The 20,510-nt window shown below is 63.7% G+C and carries 20 protein-coding genes; 2 read left to right on the top strand and 18 right to left on the bottom strand.

Annotated features, from left to right (window positions below):
- On the top strand, positions 1-229 hold a 229-nt coding region (locus HDG33_RS37615), incomplete at its 5' end, for a VOC family protein (protein ID WP_409259082.1).
- Between the two features lie 53 nt (positions 230-282).
- On the opposite strand, the gene HDG33_RS28380 is transcribed toward HDG33_RS37615, so the two are convergent.
- From HDG33_RS28380 to HDG33_RS28420, 9 genes are all read right to left on the bottom strand, one after another.
- Positions 283-660, bottom strand: coding sequence for a BON domain-containing protein (locus HDG33_RS28380; RefSeq protein ID WP_184036974.1), 378 nt, complete (start codon positions 658-660; stop codon positions 283-285).
- A gap of 30 nt (positions 661-690) precedes the next feature.
- Positions 691-1,836: a porin gene (locus HDG33_RS28385; protein WP_184036977.1), complete on the bottom strand. Its 1,146-nt coding sequence runs from the start codon at positions 1,834-1,836 to the stop codon at positions 691-693.
- Positions 1,837-1,974: 138 nt separating this feature from the next.
- Positions 1,975-3,600, bottom strand: a complete 1,626-nt coding sequence (locus tag HDG33_RS28390; RefSeq protein ID WP_090809462.1) for a 3-(methylthio)propionyl-CoA ligase — start codon at positions 3,598-3,600, stop codon at positions 1,975-1,977.
- Positions 3,601-3,650: 50 nt separating this feature from the next.
- Positions 3,651-4,007 carry a Rieske 2Fe-2S domain-containing protein gene (locus HDG33_RS28395; RefSeq protein ID WP_184036993.1) on the bottom strand — a complete coding sequence of 119 codons (357 nt, stop codon included), beginning with the start codon at positions 4,005-4,007 and terminating at the stop codon, positions 3,651-3,653.
- A gap of 32 nt (positions 4,008-4,039) precedes the next feature.
- Positions 4,040-4,606, bottom strand: coding sequence for an alpha/beta hydrolase (locus tag HDG33_RS28400; protein ID WP_184037006.1), 567 nt, complete (start codon positions 4,604-4,606; stop codon positions 4,040-4,042).
- Positions 4,607-4,624: 18 nt separating this feature from the next.
- On the bottom strand, positions 4,625-5,473 hold the full coding sequence (locus tag HDG33_RS28405) for a TauD/TfdA family dioxygenase (RefSeq protein ID WP_184037022.1): 849 nt from the start codon (positions 5,471-5,473) through the stop codon (positions 4,625-4,627).
- A 10-nt stretch (positions 5,474-5,483) separates the two neighbouring features.
- The gene (locus HDG33_RS28410; RefSeq protein WP_184037026.1) at positions 5,484-6,464 is read right to left on the bottom strand and encodes a quinone oxidoreductase; all 981 of its coding nucleotides are present in this window, start codon (positions 6,462-6,464) and stop codon (positions 5,484-5,486) included.
- A 107-nt stretch (positions 6,465-6,571) separates the two neighbouring features.
- Entirely contained in the window at positions 6,572-7,894 is a 1,323-nt protein-coding gene (locus HDG33_RS28415) for an MFS transporter (RefSeq protein ID WP_184037030.1), read from the bottom strand.
- Positions 7,895-8,048: 154 nt separating this feature from the next.
- Positions 8,049-9,104, bottom strand: coding sequence for a 3-keto-5-aminohexanoate cleavage protein (locus tag HDG33_RS28420; RefSeq protein WP_184037035.1), 1,056 nt, complete (start codon positions 9,102-9,104; stop codon positions 8,049-8,051).
- 243 nt (positions 9,105-9,347) lie between these two features.
- Between HDG33_RS28420 and HDG33_RS28425 the strand changes: the two genes are divergently transcribed.
- Positions 9,348-10,349 (top strand): AraC family transcriptional regulator, encoded by a 1,002-nt coding sequence (locus HDG33_RS28425; RefSeq protein ID WP_184037041.1) that lies wholly within the window; start codon positions 9,348-9,350, stop codon positions 10,347-10,349.
- A gap of 88 nt (positions 10,350-10,437) precedes the next feature.
- Here HDG33_RS28425 and phaC read toward each other — a convergent pair whose 3' ends face one another.
- The 9 genes from phaC to gltS form a co-directional block, all read right to left on the bottom strand.
- A complete protein-coding gene (gene phaC / locus HDG33_RS28430; protein WP_184037046.1) occupies positions 10,438-12,180 on the bottom strand; it encodes a class I poly(R)-hydroxyalkanoic acid synthase in 1,743 nt (580 codons plus the stop codon).
- Positions 12,181-12,194: 14 nt separating this feature from the next.
- Positions 12,195-12,665: a MaoC family dehydratase gene (locus tag HDG33_RS28435; protein WP_184037051.1), complete on the bottom strand. Its 471-nt coding sequence runs from the start codon at positions 12,663-12,665 to the stop codon at positions 12,195-12,197.
- Between the two features lie 84 nt (positions 12,666-12,749).
- On the bottom strand, positions 12,750-13,697 hold the full coding sequence (locus HDG33_RS28440) for an electron transfer flavoprotein subunit alpha/FixB family protein (protein WP_184037053.1): 948 nt from the start codon (positions 13,695-13,697) through the stop codon (positions 12,750-12,752).
- 13 nt (positions 13,698-13,710) lie between these two features.
- Positions 13,711-14,460, bottom strand: a complete 750-nt coding sequence (locus HDG33_RS28445; protein ID WP_184037056.1) for an electron transfer flavoprotein subunit beta/FixA family protein — start codon at positions 14,458-14,460, stop codon at positions 13,711-13,713.
- 71 nt (positions 14,461-14,531) lie between these two features.
- Complete coding sequence (locus HDG33_RS28450; protein WP_184037059.1) at positions 14,532-16,334, bottom strand: acyl-CoA dehydrogenase; 1,803 nt, start codon at positions 16,332-16,334, stop codon at positions 14,532-14,534.
- A 212-nt stretch (positions 16,335-16,546) separates the two neighbouring features.
- Positions 16,547-17,551: an AraC family transcriptional regulator gene (locus HDG33_RS28455; RefSeq protein WP_184037062.1), complete on the bottom strand. Its 1,005-nt coding sequence runs from the start codon at positions 17,549-17,551 to the stop codon at positions 16,547-16,549.
- Between the two features lie 120 nt (positions 17,552-17,671).
- Entirely contained in the window at positions 17,672-18,133 is a 462-nt protein-coding gene (locus HDG33_RS28460) for a hypothetical protein (RefSeq protein WP_184037065.1), read from the bottom strand.
- 101 nt (positions 18,134-18,234) lie between these two features.
- Positions 18,235-19,104, bottom strand: coding sequence for a class I SAM-dependent methyltransferase (locus HDG33_RS28465; protein ID WP_184037068.1), 870 nt, complete (start codon positions 19,102-19,104; stop codon positions 18,235-18,237).
- Between the two features lie 42 nt (positions 19,105-19,146).
- Positions 19,147-20,349 carry a sodium/glutamate symporter gene (gltS, locus tag HDG33_RS28470; protein ID WP_184037070.1) on the bottom strand — a complete coding sequence of 401 codons (1,203 nt, stop codon included), beginning with the start codon at positions 20,347-20,349 and terminating at the stop codon, positions 19,147-19,149.
- Positions 20,350-20,510 lie beyond the last annotated feature (161 nt).

The raw sequence follows: 20,510 nt of genomic DNA on the forward strand, positions 1-20,510 counted from the left end.
CCTGTCCACACCGTGCGGCTCTGGCAGCAATGCTAACCCGCGTTTGATTCCTCACGGCGGGCCAGCCTTTGCCTCACGGGAGTCATACTGTCTAACCGATCATTTTTATGGCGAGCGCTCGGCGACCGTGCGCGATCCATTCGGCCACGAATGGATGCTCGGCGCGCAGATCGAAGCGCTCACGCCTGAAGAGATGCAGCGCCGTTACACGGCGCTGTTCGACAGCTAGTGGATTGTTATATTGGGCTCCTCGCGCTTAATCCCCCGATGCGTGAGCTCTTTTTACATCCCGCCGAACGGCTTTTCCACCGTGAGCTTGTTGGTCACCGAAGTCACCCCCGGAACACCCTTCGCGATCTCCGCGACCTGATTGATCTGGGAAACGTCGGTGACCGTGCCGCTCAGCGTCACCGCGCCGCCTTTTGCGATGACGCTTATATTGCCGGCGCTGATCTCCTTGTGCTTGCCGATCGCGGCATACACCTGCCGACGCAGCGCGCGATTGGCTTGCCTCGAGCTGACGGGGGCGGCTGAGCTAGCTGACATCGCGGGTGCGCCCGAAGCTGCACTAGCCGTCTGGCCCGACTGCGACCATGCGCTGCTCGACGCGGCCAGAATCAATATGGCAATCGCCAACGCGCGTGCCTGAATGCTTTTCATCGAATACTCCAGTTGTTATAGGCGACGTAATCAGAAGTTATGGCGGATGCCGACCATGGCCGCCGTGGTGGACACGCCAGGTGCAACCGGGGCGCCATAGACGATGGTCTGATTCATGGTCCCCCTGTTGTTGACATAACCCACCTGCGCGTAAGCCTTGGTGCGCTGGGACAGGTTGTATTCCGCGCCCACGGCGAACTCGCCCGAATGGTTCGCCGAGTTGTTCTTGTCTTTCAGGTAGTAGTACCCGGACGTGATCTTGAAACGGGGATTGAACTGGTAGCCGAGGCCCCCCGAGATCATTTCGAAGTCCGCGGTGTTGGTATGGGCCGGGTTCTTGCCGGCGCCGTACGAGGCCGACACCGAAAATCCGGCGATCGTGTACATCGCACCGAAATAGTAGAAACGGTTGTTCGCAAGCCCGGTCGCGGGGATAGCGGGCGCCGCCGGGTAGGTGATCGGGTACGGGTTGGTATCGTGGCCGTTGTAATACAACGCGGACAGATTCAGACCGTAGTTCGAATACTTGAGCACGGCCGACTCGCGCGTTCCGCCCTGGAAATGACCGGCGACGCCGCCCGGCGCGTACTCGAGCGCGAGCGACGCGCCATGGAATTTCGGCGAGTTGTAGACGAGCGCGTTGCTGTCGTACAGCGCGCCGATCGGCGCGTTCGTGCTCGTGCCTGGCCAGCCGGCCGCCTGATTGATGCCCAGCCACGCGGTCAGAATACTGCCGAAATACTGCGCGCCGCGGACGTCGGTTTCCGCCATCGCGTAGATCATCGGAATGATCTGCCGGCCGGCGTCGAAGGTACCGAACGGCCCTGATGCGCCGACCGTCGCGAACTGGTTGAAGATCGCCGTGACGCCCGGCGTGTCGGACAGACCGAACTTGCCGTTCGTGGTGTTGAACGCACCCTGCAGCTTGAAGTTGATCTTGTAGCCGCCGCCGATGTCTTCGCTTCCCTTCATGCCCCAGAAGCTCGAATAGATACCGCCGTCCTTCAGCTGATAAATTTTGCCCGTGTTCGGCGCGTGCGGCAGAAAGGTAGCGGCCGATGTGCTCTGATACAGCAGCCCCGTATCGACTACGCCATAAAGCGTCACTGACGACTGCGCATGAGCCGCGGTGGCGAAAATGGCCAACACGACAGCGCTGCTTGACTTCAACTTCATTGTGTCTCCTTCGCGTACCGGCGGTGGCGCAAAAGCCGATGCTGCGGTCGCTTCAAGTGGTTGGTGGTTTTGTGTGCGCCGGGCGTACCCGGTCGCGTTGTTGCGTGAATCGAACTGCGTTGCTGCGAAAGCCGTGCGTCAGGGCAGGTAGTAGTTGCCGAACTGATCGCGTAACTGGTTCTTCAGGACCTTGCCTGTTGCGCCGATAGGCACCGTGTCGACGAACACCACTGCATCGGGAGTCCACCAGCGCGCGACCCGGCCGTTGAAGAAGGACAGCAGTTCGTCGCTGGTCAGCTCGCTGCCCGGCTTTTTTACGACCAGCAGCAGCGGCCGTTCGTCCCACTTCGGATGCCGTGCGGCGATACACACTGCCGTCGAGACTTCCGGATGCAGATAAGCAACGTTTTCGATCGCCGCCGAACTGATCCATTCGCCGCCCGACTTGATCACGTCCTTGCTGCGATCGGTGATCTGCATGAAGCCGTGCCGGTCGATCGTCGCGATGTCGCCGGTCGGAAACCAGCCGTCGCACAATGGCGACTCGACGTCGGCGCCGAAGTACTGCTGCGTGACCCAGTGACCGCGCACCTGCAGATCGCCAGCGCTCTCGCCGCCCCATGGCAATTCATTACCGTTGGAGTCGACGATCCGCATGTCGATGCCGAACAGCGCGCGTCCCTGTTTCGCCTGAACCTTGTACTGATCCTCCATCGGCAGCGACTGCTGATGCGCCTTGAAGCTGCAGACCGTGCCGATCGGGCTCAATTCGGTCATGCCCCACGCGTGCAGTACCTCCACCCGGTGGCGCTTCTGGAACGCCTCGGTCATCGCGGTCGGACACGGCGCGCCGCCGATCACCGTGCGTCGCATCGACGAGAAGGTCCCGCCCATCGCATCGACATGCGTGAGCAGTCCCTGCCACACGGTCGGCACGCCGGCCGACAGCGTGACGTGTTCCGTTTCGATCAGTTCATAGAGCGACTTGCCGTCGAGCGCCGGCCCCGGAAACACCAGCTTCGCGCCGACCATGCAGGCGATATAGGGCAGTCCCCACGCGTTCACATGGAACATCGGCACGACCGGCAGGATCACGTCGCGCGCGGAACAGTTCAGCGAATCGGGCAGCGCCGCCGCGTAGGTGTGCAGCACGGTCGAACGATGGCTATACAGCACGCCCTTCGGATTGCCGGTGGTGCCCGACGTGTAGCACAGCGACGACGCGCTGTTTTCATCGAGCAGCGGCCATTCGAAAACGTCGTCGTGCAGCTCGAGCAGATCCTCGTAGCACATCAGCATGCCGGTCAGGTCGTTCGCTTGCGGCATGTGCGCGCGATCGGTCATCGCCACGAATACTTTCGGGCTCTTCACCCGGGGCGCGACGCTCTCGATCAACGGCAGAAAGGTCAGGTCGAAGAACACGACACGATCTTCCGCATGCTCGATGATGTACGCGAGCTGGTCGACGTGCAGTCGTGGGTTCAGCGTATGCAGCACGGACCCGGAGCCCGACACCGCGAAATAGAGTTCCATGTGGCGATAGCCGTTCCACGCGAGCGTCGCGACGCGCTCGCCCTGGCCGACGCCGAGCGTCGACAGCGCGTTGGCCATACGGCGCGCGCGCTGCGCGAGGTGCCGATACGAATAACGATGGATGTCTCCTTCCACGCGTCGCGACACGATTTCCTGTTCGCCGTGATGGCGCTCCGCGTGCGTGAGCAGCGCGGAAACCAGCAGCGACTGCTGCATCATCAAGCCTTGCATCTTTCCGTCTCCTGATTGGTTGTGGCGTCTCGCGCATGGCCTACGAGGCCTTACGTTGCCGCGCTGCCGGCTCGCGCTTGCGAGGGCGCCGCGGTCGCCGCGTCGAGACTCACCACCACCTTTGAATCCACTATTTCGACCGGGAAGGTCGTCACGCTCAATCCGCCTGTTCCCGCCATGCAGCCCGTGCGCACGTCGAAGCGCAGACCGTGCGCCGGACAGCGCAACATGCAGCCTTCCAGCTGGCCGCTCGACAGCGCGGCCCCGTTGTGCGGACATGTGTTGTCGATGGCGTGAAGCGTGCCTTCGACGTTGAACAGCACGATGCTGCGGCCATCGATGAAGGCCAGCTTGCGCTGGCCCGGCGCGAGCTCGCCGGCAACACCCACCACGATCCGACGCGACATCCCAGACTCCTTCTGATCCGACGCGGGCCGCGTCACATCAGTACCAGGCGGCGAATCAACGTCTCCGCCATCGGCCATTCGCCAAAGCCCGAAGCAGGGTTGAGGTGCCCCACTTCGCCGAGATCGACGAGGCGGCTGCCCCAGTCCTGCGCCATCTCCTGCACCCGCTCGAACCGCCCGAGCGGATCGTTGCGGCTCGCGCCGACGATGCTCGGAAACGGCAGCGGCTTGCGCGGAATCGGCAGCCAGCCGTTCTGCTCGAGCGTACCCAGCTCCGGATAGCCCGCCGGCATCGGCGTCTCGAGGTCCGCGGGCGCCGCGAGCAGCGCAGCGTGAATCTCGCGCTTGTGCTGCGCCGCCCAATGCACGGTGATCATCACGCCAGCGCTATGCGCGACCAGAATGACCGGGCCGTCGATCCGCGCGAGCGTGGCATCGAGCGCCGCGACGCGTGCCGCGCAACTGAGCTTGTCGTGCTCGAGCGGCGGCACCGACAGCACTTTCGGCAGCCGTTGCTGCAGCAGGGTTTGCCAATGCTCCGCGACGTGGTCGCGCAGACCCGGAACCATCAGAATGGTCGGTTTCAATTCGTAATTCATGGGAAGCTACCTGCTGGTTCAGTACGGCTTGTCGCCGACGATGCCGGCGCGCTCCATCTTGCGGTGGCACGGCGGGTAGTCCATCACCGCATAGTGCTGCGTGCTGCGGTTGTCCCAGATCGCGATGCTGTTCTTCTGCCAGCGCCAGCGCACCTGGTACTCGGGGATGTACGCCTGGCTGATCAGATAGCGCAGCAGATCGCCCGCGCCCGGATTCGCGTCCTGCCCGAAGCGCACGCGCTCCGGCGTGTGAAAGTTCGTGAAATGGCTCGTGAAAGCGCTCACGAACAGCACCTTCTCCTCCGTTTCCGGATGCGTGCGCACGACCGGATGCTCCGCGTCCGGAAATTGCGCCTTCAGCGCGAGACGCTTTTCGATCGGCATCGCGGCACCGAAGCTCGCCTCGATGCTGTGGCGCGCGCGCAGGTCCGCGACCTGAGCCTTCACGTACGCCGGCAGATTCTCGTAGGCGAGGACCATGTTCGCCCACATCGTGTCGCCGCCGACGGGCGGACACTCGACGCAGCGCAGCACGGCACCGAACTGCGGCGCTTCGCGCCAGGTGGCGTCGGCATGCCACGCGTTTTCGTAGCGGTCGTTCGGCTGATCCGGGGTCTTGTAGATCCGCACGAGGCCCGGATTTTCCGGATCGCTGCCCGCGACCGGATGGTCTTCCAGTTCGCCGAAGCGGCGCGCGAACGCCACGTGTTCGGCACGCGTGATGTCCTGGTCGCGCAGGAACAGCACCCGGTGCTTCAGCAGCGCCGAGCGGATCTGGGCAAACAGGCCATCGTCGTAGATGGCGTGGGCGAGATTCACCCCTACCAGTTCGGCGCCGATCGAGCACGTCAGTTGTTCGACTCGCATGGCTAGCTCCTTAGATGACGAAGATCGACGAACCCGTCGTCTTGCGCGACTCCAGATCACGATGGGCTTGCGCCGCATCTTCGAGCGCATAGCGCTGATTCAACTCGATCTTGATGCGTCCCGAGGCGATGAGCCCGAAGATTTCGCCGGCAAGCTCGTCCTTCTCGGCCGGGTCGGCGATGTAGTCAGCCAGCGCCGGGCGGGTCAGATAGAGCGAGCCTTTCATAGCCAGCAGTTGCGGATTGAACGGCGGGATCGGGCCGGAGGCCGTGCCGACGCAAACCAGCAGGCCACGGCGCTTCAGCGAATCGAGCGAAGCCTCGAAGGTGTCTTTGCCGACGCTGTCGAACACGACGTTCACGCCGACGCCATCGGTCAGTTCGCGGACGCGCCTGGCGACGTCTTCGTGGCTGTAGTTGATGACGTGGTCGCAGCCGTGCGCGCGGGCCACCTCGCCCTTGGCCTCGTTCGAAACCGTGCCGATCACGGTCAGACCCAGCAGCTTCGCCCATTGCGAAACGATCAGGCCGACACCGCCGGCGGCGGCATGCAGAAGGATCGTGTCGCCCGCCTTGAAGTCGTGAATGCGGCGCATCAGATACGCGCAGGTCAACCCGCGCATGGTCATGCCGGCAGCCGTTTCGCAGTCGATCGCATTGGGCAACCGGATCAGCGGCGCGGCCGGAATCAGGCGTTCGGTGCTGTACGCGCCGAGCGTGTTGATGAAGCCCGTGTAGGTCACACGATCGCCCACCGCGACGTTCGTGACGTCCGGGCCAACGGCCTCGACCACGCCCGCGGCCTCCACGCCCATCCCCGCGGGCAGCGGGACCGGATACAGGCCGCTGCGAAAGTAGGTGTCGGCGAAATTGAGGCCCACTGCCTGATGGCGCAGGCGAACCTGACCGGGACCGGGGTTGCCCACTTCGACGTCCTCGTAGCGCAGCACGTCGGGACCACCGGTTTCATGAAAGCGAACTGCCTTTGCCATGTTGACTCTCCAATTCTTTACTTGATCTGCACTTTGCAGAATTCGTTGCGCCAGCGGCGCAGTTACAGGTTCCGTGCGCCGCGCCGTCCGCGCAGCACCATGCGATATCAGCGTGCGGCCTGCTCGCGCAGCGTGTTCAGTCGATCCAGATCGCCCGAGTAGTTCCGTTTGCCGATCATGAATGCGGCGGCCGCGACGAGCGGTGCGAACGGCACCAGTTGCAACGCGCCCAGCAGTCCGATCCGATCGGCGATGATTCCCGTGAGAACAGCCGCCGGCGCGAGTCCCAGCAGGTTGTTCGCGAGCGTCAGGGTCGCAAACGCCGAGGCATGAATCGTCGGCGGCGTGAGGTTCGCCACCATCGCACCCGACGGGCCGCTCGCACCGGCGCAGAAGAACATGCCGGCGCCGATCACGACCAGCTGCCACGGCCCCGCGGGCATCCGCAAGCCAATCGCGAGCAGAACGAAACAGGCGAGGCAGAAGGCGATCGCGGCGCTCCACTTGCGTTCCCGCATGTTCTTGCTGAGCCGGTCGGCGAGGTTTCCGCACACCACCATGCCCAACCCGGTCACCAGCACGAACACCGCCGCGCACATCGCAGCCTTGCCGGTGGCCATGCCGTAGTAGCGATTCAGGAAGCTCGGCATCCATGCCCACACAGCGGCGGGAACCAGCAGATGGAGTCCGCTGCCCACATAGGCGCACACCACGGACTTCGTCGAAAACAACCCCTTCATCAGCGCGCGCAGGCTCATGCGCATGCCGCGCGATTGCGCCTGCCTCGTCACGCTCGCCGGCTGCAGCGGCGCAAGACGCTTTTCGGTGACGACGAGGCGGTAGATCACGACCAGCACGACCCCCATCGCCGCCATGGCGCCGAATGCCGAACGCCAGCCGAGGTGAGCCGCCACCGCGCCGCCGAGCGCCATGCCCAGCACCGAGCCGAACGCGCCGCCCGCCATGAAGGTGCCGGTCAGCGTGGAGCGCAGCCGGACCGGAAAGATGCTCAGAACAACTGCGATACCGACACTGCCATAGGCCGCTTCGCCGATTCCGACAAAGGCACGCGCCAGCAGCAACTGCCCATAGTTCGCCGAGATCGCGCAGCCCACCGTCGCGAGACTCCACATCGCCGCCATTAGCACGATGCTCTTCACGCGGCCCCAGCGGTCGGCCAGAACCGACAGCGGGAACGTGAGCACACCGACCATCAGCGCGACCACGCTGCTGAGCGAACCCAGCTGCGCGTCGGACAGATGCCATGCCGCCTTGAGCGGCGGAAACACGGCATTCAACACTTGCCGCGACATATAGTCGGAAAGCAGCAATCCGACCGTCAACGCAAACACCACCCACGCATAAGCGCGCACGTCCGTCTGAGCTGCCGAAACTTCGCCCGTCGTGGGCACTGCATTCTGAACGAGCATATTTTGTCTCCTTCCACGCTGACTCCCTGGCGGCCGCCTTGCCCGCATGGGCCGACGACTGTTATGGATTCAGCTATCTGCTCCCCGCTATGCACCGGAAGCGTTAGCCATGAAGCCCGGCCTCGGCCAATGCGCCGGCCCGGGCTCCAGGTGATCACGCCGCGCGAAGCGGCAGGTTCCTGACACCGGCCTGGCGGTTCGGCGCCATGCCGTTGGCGACCAGCGTCTCTTCGACCGTCTCGTACTGCACACCAATACGATAGATCTCGCGCGCTTCTTTGCCAGTGGCAATTTCGCGTCCCAGTTCGCGCGCGACGCGCACGCACTGCTCGATCTGCTGCACCGACGTGAAGCGCTTGCCGTGCTGATCGATGATCGTGTCCTCGATGCCGCAGCGCGGATGCAGGCCCATCGACATCGCCATCATGTTGAACGGCAGCACGTTCTTCAGCAGCGACTCGGCGGTGAGCGTGCAGCCATCCGGCGCGCGATGCACGAAATTGAAGAAGTTGAATGGATTGGGGCCGTCGAAGCCGCCACCGATACCGATCCACGTCAGGTTCAGCGGGCCCTTGTAGACGCCCTTGCGCACGAGGCGCTCGAGCGTTTCGAGCGCGTGGATGCCCGTGAGCTGGAAGTGCGGCTGGATGCCCGAAGCCTGCAGGCGGCGCAGGTGCTCCTCGACCCATGCGGGACCGGCCGGCACCGTCATTTCACTATAGGCGGCCACGAACGCGGGGTTGGCGAGCGAGGTGCCTTCCAGATACTCCGGATAGAGCAGCTCCATGATGTTCATCTGCGTGGTGTTGATCGCGACCGTCACCTGATCGGGCTTCGGATCGAGATCGGCCAGCATATGACGCGTGTCGTCGGACAGCCACTTCGCGGCCTGCCCGTCATCTTCCGGCGCAAACGAGATCGAGCCACCGACCTGAATGATCATGTCGGGCACTGCCGCGCGCACACCCGCGATCAGTTCGTTGAACTTCGACAGGCGCTTCGAGCCCTTGCCGTCCAGTTCGCGCACGTGCAGGTGCAGTACCGTGGCGCCGGCGTTGTAGCAATCGACGGCTTTCTGGATCTGCTCGTCCATCGTCACGGCAATGTCTTCCGGGAAGTCCTCCGGCATCCATTCCGGGCCGTAAGGGGCGGTGGTGATGACTACCTTGTCCTGATTCTCAGGGTGCAACGAATCGTCGAGAAATTGCATTTGTTTGCCTCCATCCAGTTTTGAAGTGACGGTGTTCCGCTATCGCGAGGTCGCATGAAAATTTGCTGGAACACATCGAACGACATGTGCCCACAATACGGCAATCGCGCGCTACACTTTTGTGATTGGACGCCATCCTTTTAGCGATTCGTGCCACTGCGCGTTAACACCAATAATTGCGCGAAGCAAGTGTTTAATGACTAGAAAAAATACCCAGCGTGTGAATCGTCCGGAGAAACTACGATGGAAACGATGGTGACGTCGGTAGCCATGAGCGGTTACTTCGAAGTGACGCGACGGCTTGGACTCAATCCGGTCGAGCTTGCGAAACAGGCCGGCATCGACGCCGGCGCGCTCGCGAATCCGGACGATCGCGTATCGGCCACCGCCTGTTGCCGGCTGCTGGAAATGACTGCCGAAAAGGCGTCGTGCCCCACCCTCGCGCTGCAAATGGCGGAAACGCGGCAGACCTTCGGCAGCGGCGTGATCAATGTCCTGCTCGCGCACAAACGCACGCTGCGCGAAGTGTTGCTGGCCGCGGCCGAATACCGCCATCTGCTCAACGAAGCGCTGGCGGTGTACGTCGAGGACGCGGACAATACGGTCACCATTCGGGAGGAACTCGTCGTCGAACGGGGTACCCCGACAAGGCAGGCGATCGAACTGGCGCTCGGTGTCCTCGCGCGGCACTCCGGTGCCCTGCTCGGCAAGTTCTGGAAACCGCGCGAGGTCCACTTCACGCATCCGGCGCCCGCAGACCTGACGTTTCATCGACGCTTCTTCGGCTGTCCGCTGGTGTTCGGCAGCGACTTCAACGGGTTCGTCTGCGCGAGCGCCGATCTCGACTACCCGAATCCGCTGGCCGACCCCGAACTCGTGCGCTACGCGGAGAGCCTCGCCTCTCCGCTGAACGCGAGCGCCGCGGAATCGGCCGCGCTGGAAGTGCGCAAGGCGATCTACCTGCTGCTGCCGCTCGAGCAGGCGAACGCCGAGCTGGTTGCACGTTATTTGCATCTGAGCGTGCGCACCATGCAACGGCAGTTGAATTCGGCCGGCACCAGTTTTTCGGATCAGGTCGAGGAAGTCCGCGGCGAACTCGCCGTGCGTTACATGAGCAATCCCACCTATCCGATCGGACGGGTCTCGGCGCTTCTCGGCTACGCGCAACAGGGATCGTTCACGAACTGGTTCGTGTCGCGCTTCCACATGACGCCGCGCGACTGGCGCGCGAGCCATGCGAAGTGACGGCCGGTGGCAGTGAAGACAAAAAAAACGGAGGGTGATGCACTGAGCATCACCCCCCGTCGTTGCCGCACCCGCTATCGCCATCCGGTCACTCGGCGCGAAGCTTCACATAGCGGCCCGGTGCGCTCTCGATTGCCTTGTACTTCCTGTTGCCGAGCTTCGTGCGCGCCTCGACCTGCTCGCCGGAATGCTGCTTGACCCAGTCGATCCAGTGATTCCACCAGCTGCCGCGCTGCTGAACCGACGTTGCGAGCCACTCATCGGCGTTCTCGTCGCAGGTATCGTTGGTTCGGTAGCTGCGCTTGTTCTTCGAGGCCGGATTGATCACACCCGCGATATGGCCGCTTGCCCCCAGCACGAACTCGGTTTGACCGCCCAGTAGTTGCGTCGACTGATAGGCGGACCGCCACGGCACGATGTGATCTTCCTCGGCCGCCATCAGATAGCTCGGAATATCGATGTTGCCGAGATCCACCGGCGTGTCGCAGAACTTCAGTTTGTTCGGCACGCGCAGACTGTTTTCGAGGTACATGTTGCGCAGATAGAAGCTGTACATCGGACCGGGCAGATTGGTCGTGTCCGCGTTCCAGTACAGCAGATCGAACGCGGCTGGGGTTTTGCCTTTCAGGTAATTGTTCACGACATACGGCCAGATCAGATCGTTGGCACGCAGCGACTGGAATACGAAGCCGAGTTCGCGTCCGGGATAGAGCCCACCGCCACCGATCGCATGCTCGCGCATCGCCACGCCCTGCTCGTCGATGAACACGCCGAGATCGCCCGGGTCGGTGAAGTCGAGCAACGCCGTCAGCAGCGTCAGGCTGGCCACGGAGTCGTCGCCGTTCGCACGCATGACCGCCAGCGCCGACGACAGCATCGTGCCGCCCACGCACCAGCCCAATGCATTGACCTGGTCGGCCCGGCTAATCGCACGCGCGACGCTGATCGCCTGCATCACGCCGTCCTCGAGGTAGGCGTCCCACGTGGTCTGCGCCATGTCCTGCTGCGGGTTGCGCCACGACACGACGAATACCGTCAGGCCCTGCTCGCAGGCGAAGCGCACGAAGGAATTCTCCGGCTGCAGATCCAGGATGTAGAACTTGTTGATGCACGGAGGAACGATCACGAGCGGCCGCGCGGCGACCTTGGGTGTCAGCGGCTCGTACTGGATCAGCTGAAACAGATCGTTCTCATAGACCACCGCGCCACTGGACGTGGCAACGCTGCGGCCCACTTCGAACGCGCTTTGATCGGTGATCGAAATCGAGCCGCTGCCCAGATCGTCGAGCAGATGCGTGACGCCCGCGAGCAGGCTCGATCCGCCCGATTCCACCGCCGCCCGGATGACTTCGGGATTCGTCGCGACGAAATTCGCGGGGCTGGCGAAGTCGATGAACTGGCGCATGAAAAAGCGCAGCTTGTGCTTGCCCTTTTCGTCGAGCGCGCTCGCCTCGACGAACTCCGCGAGTGTCCGGGCATTGATCAGATAGCTCTGTTTAAGAAGGCTGTACCAGCCGTTGCTGGACCAGTCGTCGGCGTGAAAGCGCCGGTCTCCCTGCTCGGGCTCGGCGACCGCCTTCAACTCCGTGCGCCCGCCGACCAATCCGGCGACGGCGTCGCTCCACAGTTGCGCCTGCTGTTGCAGGTAGTGGGCGCTCGTGTGGGTCACGGAGCCTCGCGCAAACGGCCCGTTGAAATCGAAGTCCGAGCCGTCGGTGTCGGGCACCGTCGTAGCGTATTCATCCTTGACCGGCGAAAAACGCCAGAAATCGAAGCCGGCATTGACCCAGCCCGTGGAAAACTCGTGTGGCATGCTGAATGGCATTCTCATGGCGGGGCTCGCTATCATGCTTCGCTGACGGCGCAAGCCGCGTCCGCGACGACGCGGTCGCGGCAGGTTGTCGGCATGACCACGGCGTCGCCTTCGATCACCACCTTGCCGCCGACCGTGCAAACGGTGGACAGCACCACGCGGCGCTTGTCGTGAATCAGTTCCTTGACGGTCACTTCGGCCTGCACGGTGTCGCCGGGTCGAACCGGCGCCTTGAAGCGCAGGTTCTGGCCGAGGTAGATCGTGCCCGGGCCGGGCAGCCGCCCCGCGATCGCCGCGGAGATGATGCTGGCGGTCAACATGCCGTGAGCGATGCGCCCCTTGAAGGGTGTGGTTTGCGCAAACTGCTCGTTGATGTGAACCGCGTTGATGTCTCCCGACGCGCCCGCGAAGAGCAGAATGTCCGCCTCCGTGATGGTCTTGGCGAACCGGGCACTCATGCCCGGTCGCAGGTCTTCGAAATCGTATCCGTTAAGCTCATTCATGATTATTCCGCTTGCTGGGCGCGCATTTGCCCTCTCTTCTGGCACCTACTGCGCGTTGTGCCGGACGCTAACCGCTGGATGCGGTTAGCCGAGCGCCTGCTCGAGTTCCGGCACGAGGGTGAACAGATCGCCAACGAGGCCGTAATCGGCCACGCTGAAGATCGGCGCTTCTTCGTCCTTGTTGATCGCGATGATGACCTTCGAGTCCTTCATGCCGGCAAGGTGCTGGATCGCACCCGAGATGCCGACCGCGACATACAGTTGCGGCGCGACGATCTTGCCCGTCTGGCCGACCTGATAGTCGTTCGGCACGAACCCCGCGTCGACGGCCGCACGCGATGCGCCGAGCGCCGCGCCGAGCTTGTCGGCCAGCGGTTCCAGCACCTTCATGTAGTTCTCGCCATTGCCCAGACCACGGCCACCCGACACGATGATCTTCGCGCTCGTCAGTTCCGGACGATCGAGCTTCGTCACTTCGCGGCTCACGAACTGCGCGAGGCCTGCGTCGGCTGCCGCTTCGATCTTCTCGACCGCTGCGCTGCCGCCTTCGGCCGCGACGGCATCAAAACCGGTCGAGCGCACGGTGATGACCTTGATCGGATCAGCCGATTGCACGATCGCGATTGCGTTGCCCGCGTAGATAGGACGCTCGAACGTGTCGGCGCTATCCACTGCCGTGATGTCGCTGATCTGCGCGACGTCGAGCTTCGCGGCGATACGCGGCGCGACATTCTTGCCGTAGGCGGTAGCCGGCGCGAGGATGTGCGTGTAGTGCTTCGCCGCATCTTGCACAAGCGTCAGGACCGTTGCTTCGACGTTTTCCGCGAGGCCTTCGGCCAGTTGCGGCGCATCGGCGAGCAGCACCTTGCTGACACCCGCGATCTTCGCGGCCGCATCGGCCGCGCCCTGCGCGTTATGTCCCGCGACCAGCACGTGAATATCACCGCCGATCTTCTGTGCCGCTGCGATCGTGTTCAGCGTCGCGGCCTTGATCGACGCATTGTCGTGTTCTGCAATTACCAGGTTCGTCATTTCTCGGGTCTCCTCACAGCACCTTCGCTTCGGTCTTCAGCTTCTCGACCAGCGTCTTCACGTCCGGCACCTTCACACCGGCGGAGCGCCTGGGCGGCTCGGCGACTTTCAGCGTCTTCAGACGCGGCGTGACATCGACGCCGAGGTCTTCGGGCTTGACCGTTTCCAGCGGCTTTTTCTTCGCCTTCATGATGTTCGGCAGCGTTACGTAGCGCGGCTCGTTCAGGCGCAGATCGGTCGTGACCACGGCCGGCAGCGTCAGCGACAGCGTTTCCGCGCCGCCGTCCACTTCACGCGACACCGTCGCCTTGCCGTCCGCCACGACGACCTTCGACGCGAACGTCGCCTGCGGCAGATTCGCGAGCGCGGCGAGCATCTGGCCGGTCTGATTGGAGTCGTCGTCGATGGCCTGCTTGCCGAGGATCACCAGTTGCGGCTGCTCCTTGTCGACGAGCGCCTTGAGCAGCTTCGCGACGGCGAGCGGCTGCAGGTCTTCACCAGATTCGATCAGGATCGCGCGATCCGCGCCGATCGCGAGCGCGGTGCGCAGGGTTTCCTGCGCCTGCGTCACACCCGCCGACACGGCGATCACTTCGGTCGCGACGCCCGCTTCCTTCAGACGCACCGCTTCTTCAACCGCGATTTCGTCGAACGGGTTCATCGACATTTTCACGTTCGCGATATCGACGCCCGTACCGTCCGATTTCACGCGGACCTTCACGTTGTAGTCGACCACTCGCTTGACTGCTACAAGAACTCTCACAACACTCTCCTTCCCACACCGATAGGGCCGAGCCCTACCGCTTTGAATGACACATTACGTCCGTTGATCGATCAGAACTGGTCTTCGCGCAACGCCAGCGCGCCTTCGCCATCGCGAGCACCGCGAACCGCCGCTTCGAGCGCGATTGCACGAGGCAGCACCTGCGTCGCGTAGCTATGCGCGGTCGCGATCTTCGCGTCATGGAAGGACGGATCTTCGTCGCGCTTGTCGGCCGCCAGCACGAGCGACCGTGCGACTTGCCAACCCGCGAGCACGATACCCGCGAGCATCAGATAGGACACACTGCCGGCGAACACCGCGTTCGGATCGCTTTTGACGTTCTCGACCACGTAGCGCACCGCGCTGTACAACGCCTCGCGGCCGGCGGACAGATGACGATGCATCGCCTGAAAAGCCGCGCTCGAACCATACGAGGGGTGCGCTTGCACCGCGGCCAGGGTCGCGTCGATCTGCGCGAGCAGCATCCCGGCCACCTCGCCGTTGTCGCGCATGGTCTTGCGGCCGACGAGGTCGTTGGCCTGGATCGCCGTCGTGCCTTCGTAGATCGGCAGAATGCGCGCATCGCGGTAGTACTGCGCGGCGCCGGTTTCCTCGATGAAGCCCATGCCGCCGTGCACCTGCACGCCGAGACTCGTCACCTCCAGCGACATCTCCGTGCTCCAGCCCTTCACGATCGGCACCAGGTATTCGTAGATCGCCTGATGATTCGCGCGCGTCGCGCCGTCCGGATGACGATGCGCGAGATCGCAATGCGACGCCGACACATAGGCCAGCGCGCGTGCGCCTTCGGTCAGCGCGCGCATGGTCGAGAGCATGCGCCGCACGTCGGGATGCTGGATGATGGCGACCGACTGCTTCGCGGAGCCATCCACGGGACGGCTCTGCACGCGCTCCTTCGCATACGCGACGGCCTGCTGGTACGCGCGATCCGAGATCGCCACGCCCTGTACCCCCACGGCGAAGCGTGCGGCGTTCATCATGATGAACATATACTCCAGACCGCGGTTCTCCTCGCCGACGAGCTGCCCGATCGCGCCGCCGTGATCGCCGAACTGCAGCACGGCGGTCGGGCTCGCCTTGATGCCGAGCTTGTGTTCGATCGATACGCAGTGAACGTCGTTGCGCTCGCCGAGCGAGCCGTCTTCGTTGACGAGGACCTTCGGCACGACGAACAGCGAAATGCCTCTCACGCCTTCAGGCGCGCCCGGCGTGCGTGCGAGCACCAGATGCACGATGTTTTCCGTCATGTCGTGCTCGCCCCAGGTGATGAAAATCTTCGTGCCGAAGATCCGGTACGAGCCGTCGCCCTGCGGCTCGGCGCGGCTGCGCACGAGCGAGAGGTCGGAGCCGGCTTGCGGCTCGGTCAGATTCATCGTGCCGGTCCAAACACCTGCGATCATCTTCGGCACGTAGCGCTGCTTCAGCTCCTCGCTACCTGCCGTCAGCAGCGCTTCGATCGCGCCGTCGGTCAGGAGCGGGCACAGCCCCAGCGACAGGTTGGCGGCGTTGAGCATTTCGATGCAGGGCGTCGACAGCAGCTTGGGCAGATCCTGACCGCCGTATTCAGACGGATGTTGCAAACCCTGCCAGCCGCCTTCGCTGAACTGGCGAAACGCGTCCTTGAAACCGGCCGTGGCGGTCACCACGCCGTCCTTCCAGGTGCTCGGGCTGCGGTCGCCGTCGACGTTCAGCGGCGCGAGCACGCCTTCGTGCAGCCGCGCGGCCTCTTCGAGCACCGCGCGAGCGGTGTCGGCGGTTGCGTCCTCGCAGCCGGGCAAGCCCGCCAGTTGGTCGATTCCGGCCAGTTCCGTGAGTGCAAACAACATTTCTTTGAGAGGCGCGACGTAGCTCATTACCATTCTTCCGATCAGATAGTCCGTAGGGAAAGTCACCCGTCTGGCACCGATGCGGCCGGGGTAACGTATGGCTGAATCGTAGCGTCGAACGGGCCCTGCCCGGTTGTCCAAACCGGACGATCTATTGACATCTCTGGCCACGTCGGAGGGAGTAAGCGCCCCGTGAGAACTGCGTCGGCGGGTGTTGCAGACGGATCGATATGACGCGATCAGCCACCCCGGCGATAGGCCGCCGGGGTGCTGCCGGTCCAGTGACGGAACGCTCTGTGGAATGCGGTGGGGTCGCCGAAGCCGACGTCGCCCGCGATGATGGCGATGGGCTCGTGCGTGCCCGTCAGGCGCTGGATCGCGATGTCGCGGCGCAATTCGTCCTTGAGCACCTGGAACGCCGTGCCCTCGGCGGCAAGATGACGGCACAGCGTTCTGACCGAGCAGTGCAGGGCTTCCGCCGCCTCTTCGATGGACGGGACGTCGGGCAGCCGGGACGCGAGATGTTCCCGCACGCGATGACTGAACAGCTGCTCGTTGAACGAAACGAAGATCCAGTCTTCCGGCGCGCGAGCGAGAAACCTGCGCAGGTTCGCCTTGCGCTGACGCACGGGCAGGTCGAAATAGCTACTGCTGAACTGCATCGAGGTCTGATTGCAGTCGAACTTCGCCGGTCCGGGAAACAGATAAAGATACTCGAGCGCGTGAGCGGGACGGGGAAAGGCGAACTGCACCTGCAACAACGCAATCCGTTGACCGATCAGCCAGGACGCGATCCCATGCGCGAGCTTGAGCATCAGTTCCTGGCCCAGCATGCCGGGTAGCGCTCCCGTGCTTCCCGGACGCAGCGCCAGGCTCGTGACGAGGTCGCCGCGGCGCGACTCGAAGCGGAAGTCGTCCAGCACGAGATGGAAGAACTGGCCGAACCGGTGCATCGCGGATTCGAGATTCGGCGCATCCAGCAGGCTCAGGCAGAGAAACTTGAGCGCGCCGCTGCGCAGCGGGCGCGAGAAAACGCCGGGCATCTCATCGTCGAGTTCGATCGCGAGCGAGCGGTAGAGCGTGGAGAACTGTTCCTCGGTGACGCGCGCTCCAGGCTGGTCCAGAAGCGCGCGCGGAATGTTCGCGCCCGACAGATGGCGGTCGACGATATCCGGCCGCGTCCCGACGCTGCCGAGGAACCCGTTGACGAGCGAGATCGGTACGGTTGCGCCTGGAGCTTGCATGAGAATTCCGCGAGGCGAAGAGGCATCAGCATAGCGCCTCCCGCCGCATCGTGGCGAGGGTTCGGCGAATCGCTCCGCAAGTGCCGCGTTCGGGGCCCCGTGGTTCCGGTAGCTTGCCGCCTATTGCGCCGATGCGTGCGAGCGCAGATATGGCACGTAGCCGTTCTGAATCTTCAGGATCTTCTCGGCGCACGCGTCATAGTCGTCGCCCTTCGCGTTGTCGGGCCCATACATGCCGCGGCACTGCGCGAACAGCGACAGCGTCGCGCCGCCCGTGCTCCTGTTCGCGCGGGTCGCTGAGAAAGCGGCTTTGCCCGAATCGTCGGGCACGTCGGTATCGATCGCGACCGCGTCCGCGCGGATCACGTGCGTGTCGGAATGCTGCTCGATATAGCGTTTCGTCGCCGCCCACGCGGCATCGCAATTCGCCGGTGTGCAGTCGATCACCGCGTCACGTTGCGCGGCGCGAAGGTTCGGCTCGCTATGAAGGATCTCCTGCTGGGCGCGTTGCGCCTGCTTTTCCGGGGACGAGCAGGCGGCGAGTGCGCATGCGACGAGTGCGAAGGCAGCGATCTTTTTCATGAGTAGACTTCGGAGGCCATGGTCGAGCGCGATTATAGCGGTGCGGGGAAAGCGATTGCGTATTCACGACTCACATGCCGGGTTGGTAACTTCGGTTGACGTCATCGCCCATAGGTGCTCGCCACCAGCAATTCCTCCCCATTGCCCGGCGGTCGCAGCCCATCCGTTCGAGCCGCGAAGTAGCGCTGCGTCAGATCCGCCGCCGACACGTGCCGCGCGTCGTCAAATCCGACTTCACGCGCCATGGCGATCATCTGCTGCGGCATGAAGAAGCTGATGAACGGTGTACCGCTCGCACGCGCGCCCTTCTCTGCCATTTCGAGTCCGGGGCGCACGTCCGGGTCCGCCATCTCCAGCGGCAACAGGAACGTCATCGCGAACGTCGAGCCGCGCGCCAGCCCGGCCACTTCGCGCAGCGTCGCCGCATTCGCCTCTTTCGTCAGATACATGCTGACGCCGGTCGACACGACGACGGCCGGCCTGCTTTCGTCGAAGCCTTCGGCGACGAGACGCTGCCGCCAGCTATCGCCCGCTTCGAAGTCGACCGGCACGAAACGCAGCCAGTCCGGCAGGCCGAAACCAAGCTCGCCGAGCCGCTGACGCTTCCACGTTTGCGGTCCCGGCGGGTCGACCTCGAACACGGTGAGCCGCGACGCAATGTCGGGCCGGCGTTGCGCGAAGCTGTCGAGACCGGCGCCCAGAATCACGTATTGATCCACACCGCGCCCGGCCTGCTCGACGATCAGGTCCTCGATAAAGCGCGCGCGCGCGACGATCGACGCGCGAAACGGCCGCGTGAACCGCGGATCCATATCGCCACGGCTGCGCCAGTCTTCGGCGGGTGCCAGCAACTGCAAGCCGACTTCGTCTTCGAGAACGTGCGGCGGCGCGTCGGCCTGCACGTGCAGCGCACGCCATAACGCGACGCGCGCGGCGGTACTGTCGGGTGCGATGTGTCGTGGATCGCTCATGGTATTTGCCCGCTCGGGTTGATGTGCCAATGCCACCGCTGCTCAATGGAAAAACGGCAGCGCGAGAAACAGTTTGATGATGATCGCGTTGACGATGTCCATGAAAAACGCGCCCGTCAAGGGCACGATCAGGAACGCGATATGAGAATGGCCGAAGCGGTTCGTGATCGCCTGCATGTTCGCGATCGCGGTCGGCGTGGCGCCAAGTCCGAGGCCGCATTGCGCCGCGCACAACACGACCGAGTCGTAGTTGCGGCCCATCGCCGGGAACGTGATGAATACCGCGTAGAGCGCCATCAGCAGCGTCTGTGCCGCGAGGATCGAGATGATCGGCACCGCGAGCGCGGCAAGCCCCCATAGGTCGAGCCGCATCAGCGCCATCGCGAGAAAGAGCGCGAGCGCGACGTTGCCGACAAGCGCGACCGCGTGCTGGTCGATCCGCACACGCACGAGCGCGAGCACGTTGTTCAGGATCACGCCGATGAACAGCGTGCAGACGAACGTCGGCAATTCGAACGCAGTGTCCGCGATCCAGTCGGCAAACATTTCGCCGCCCGCGAGGCAGATCGAGATCAGCGCGAGCGTCGTGATGATCGCGGCGGGCGTGGTGGCCTGCTGCGCCTTCGGTTCTTCGAAGACCAGCGTTTCGTCCTCTAGCTGTTTGACGCGCAGCAACTCGTCGGCGCTGATCCGCCGCATCAGCAGCCGTGCGATCGGACCGCCGAGCACGCCGCCCATCACGAGTCCAAACGTCGCGCAGCCGATCGCGATCTCGGTCGCCGACTCCAGTCCGTGACGCTCGGCAAAGATCTGGCTCCACGCGGCGCCAGTACCGTGGCCGCCCGACAACGTGACCGAGCCGCCGAGAATCCCAAGCAGCGGATCGACGCCGAGGGCGAACGCGAGCAGCAAGCCGACCACGTTCTGCAGGATCAGCAGCCCGCAGACCAGCGCGAGAAAGCGGATCAACACCGGGCCGCCCGCCTTCAAACTTGATAGATGCGCGTTCAGACCGATCGTCGAGAAGAACGCGAGCATCAGCGGCGCCTGCACCGTCGAATCGAACCTGACCTGCACGTGGGTGGTGAGGCGCGTGATCAGCACGCAGATCGCGACGATGAGCCCGCCTGCCACCGGCGCCGGGATCGAATAGGTCCTTAGCACGCCGATCCACTGCACGAGCTTTTCGCCGAGCAGCAGCACGAGCGACGTCGCGACCAGCGTGGCATATACGCCAATAGTCATGAATGGCCTCCGAGCGGGAGCGTGACAACGTTTTCTGTTTTCCCGGCGCGACGCCGCGGCGCATCGGAATGCGGCAAGGCTTTGTCGTCATCCGGAGCGCGCGCGAACCTCCGACATCTTAGCCAATCCGTCCAGGCAAAGTATGATTTTCCTTGGGTTTT

It is taken from the genome of Paraburkholderia sp. Cpub6 (genome assembly GCF_014201065.1).
Taxonomy (GTDB): Bacteria; Pseudomonadota; Gammaproteobacteria; order Burkholderiales; family Burkholderiaceae; genus Paraburkholderia; species Paraburkholderia tuberum.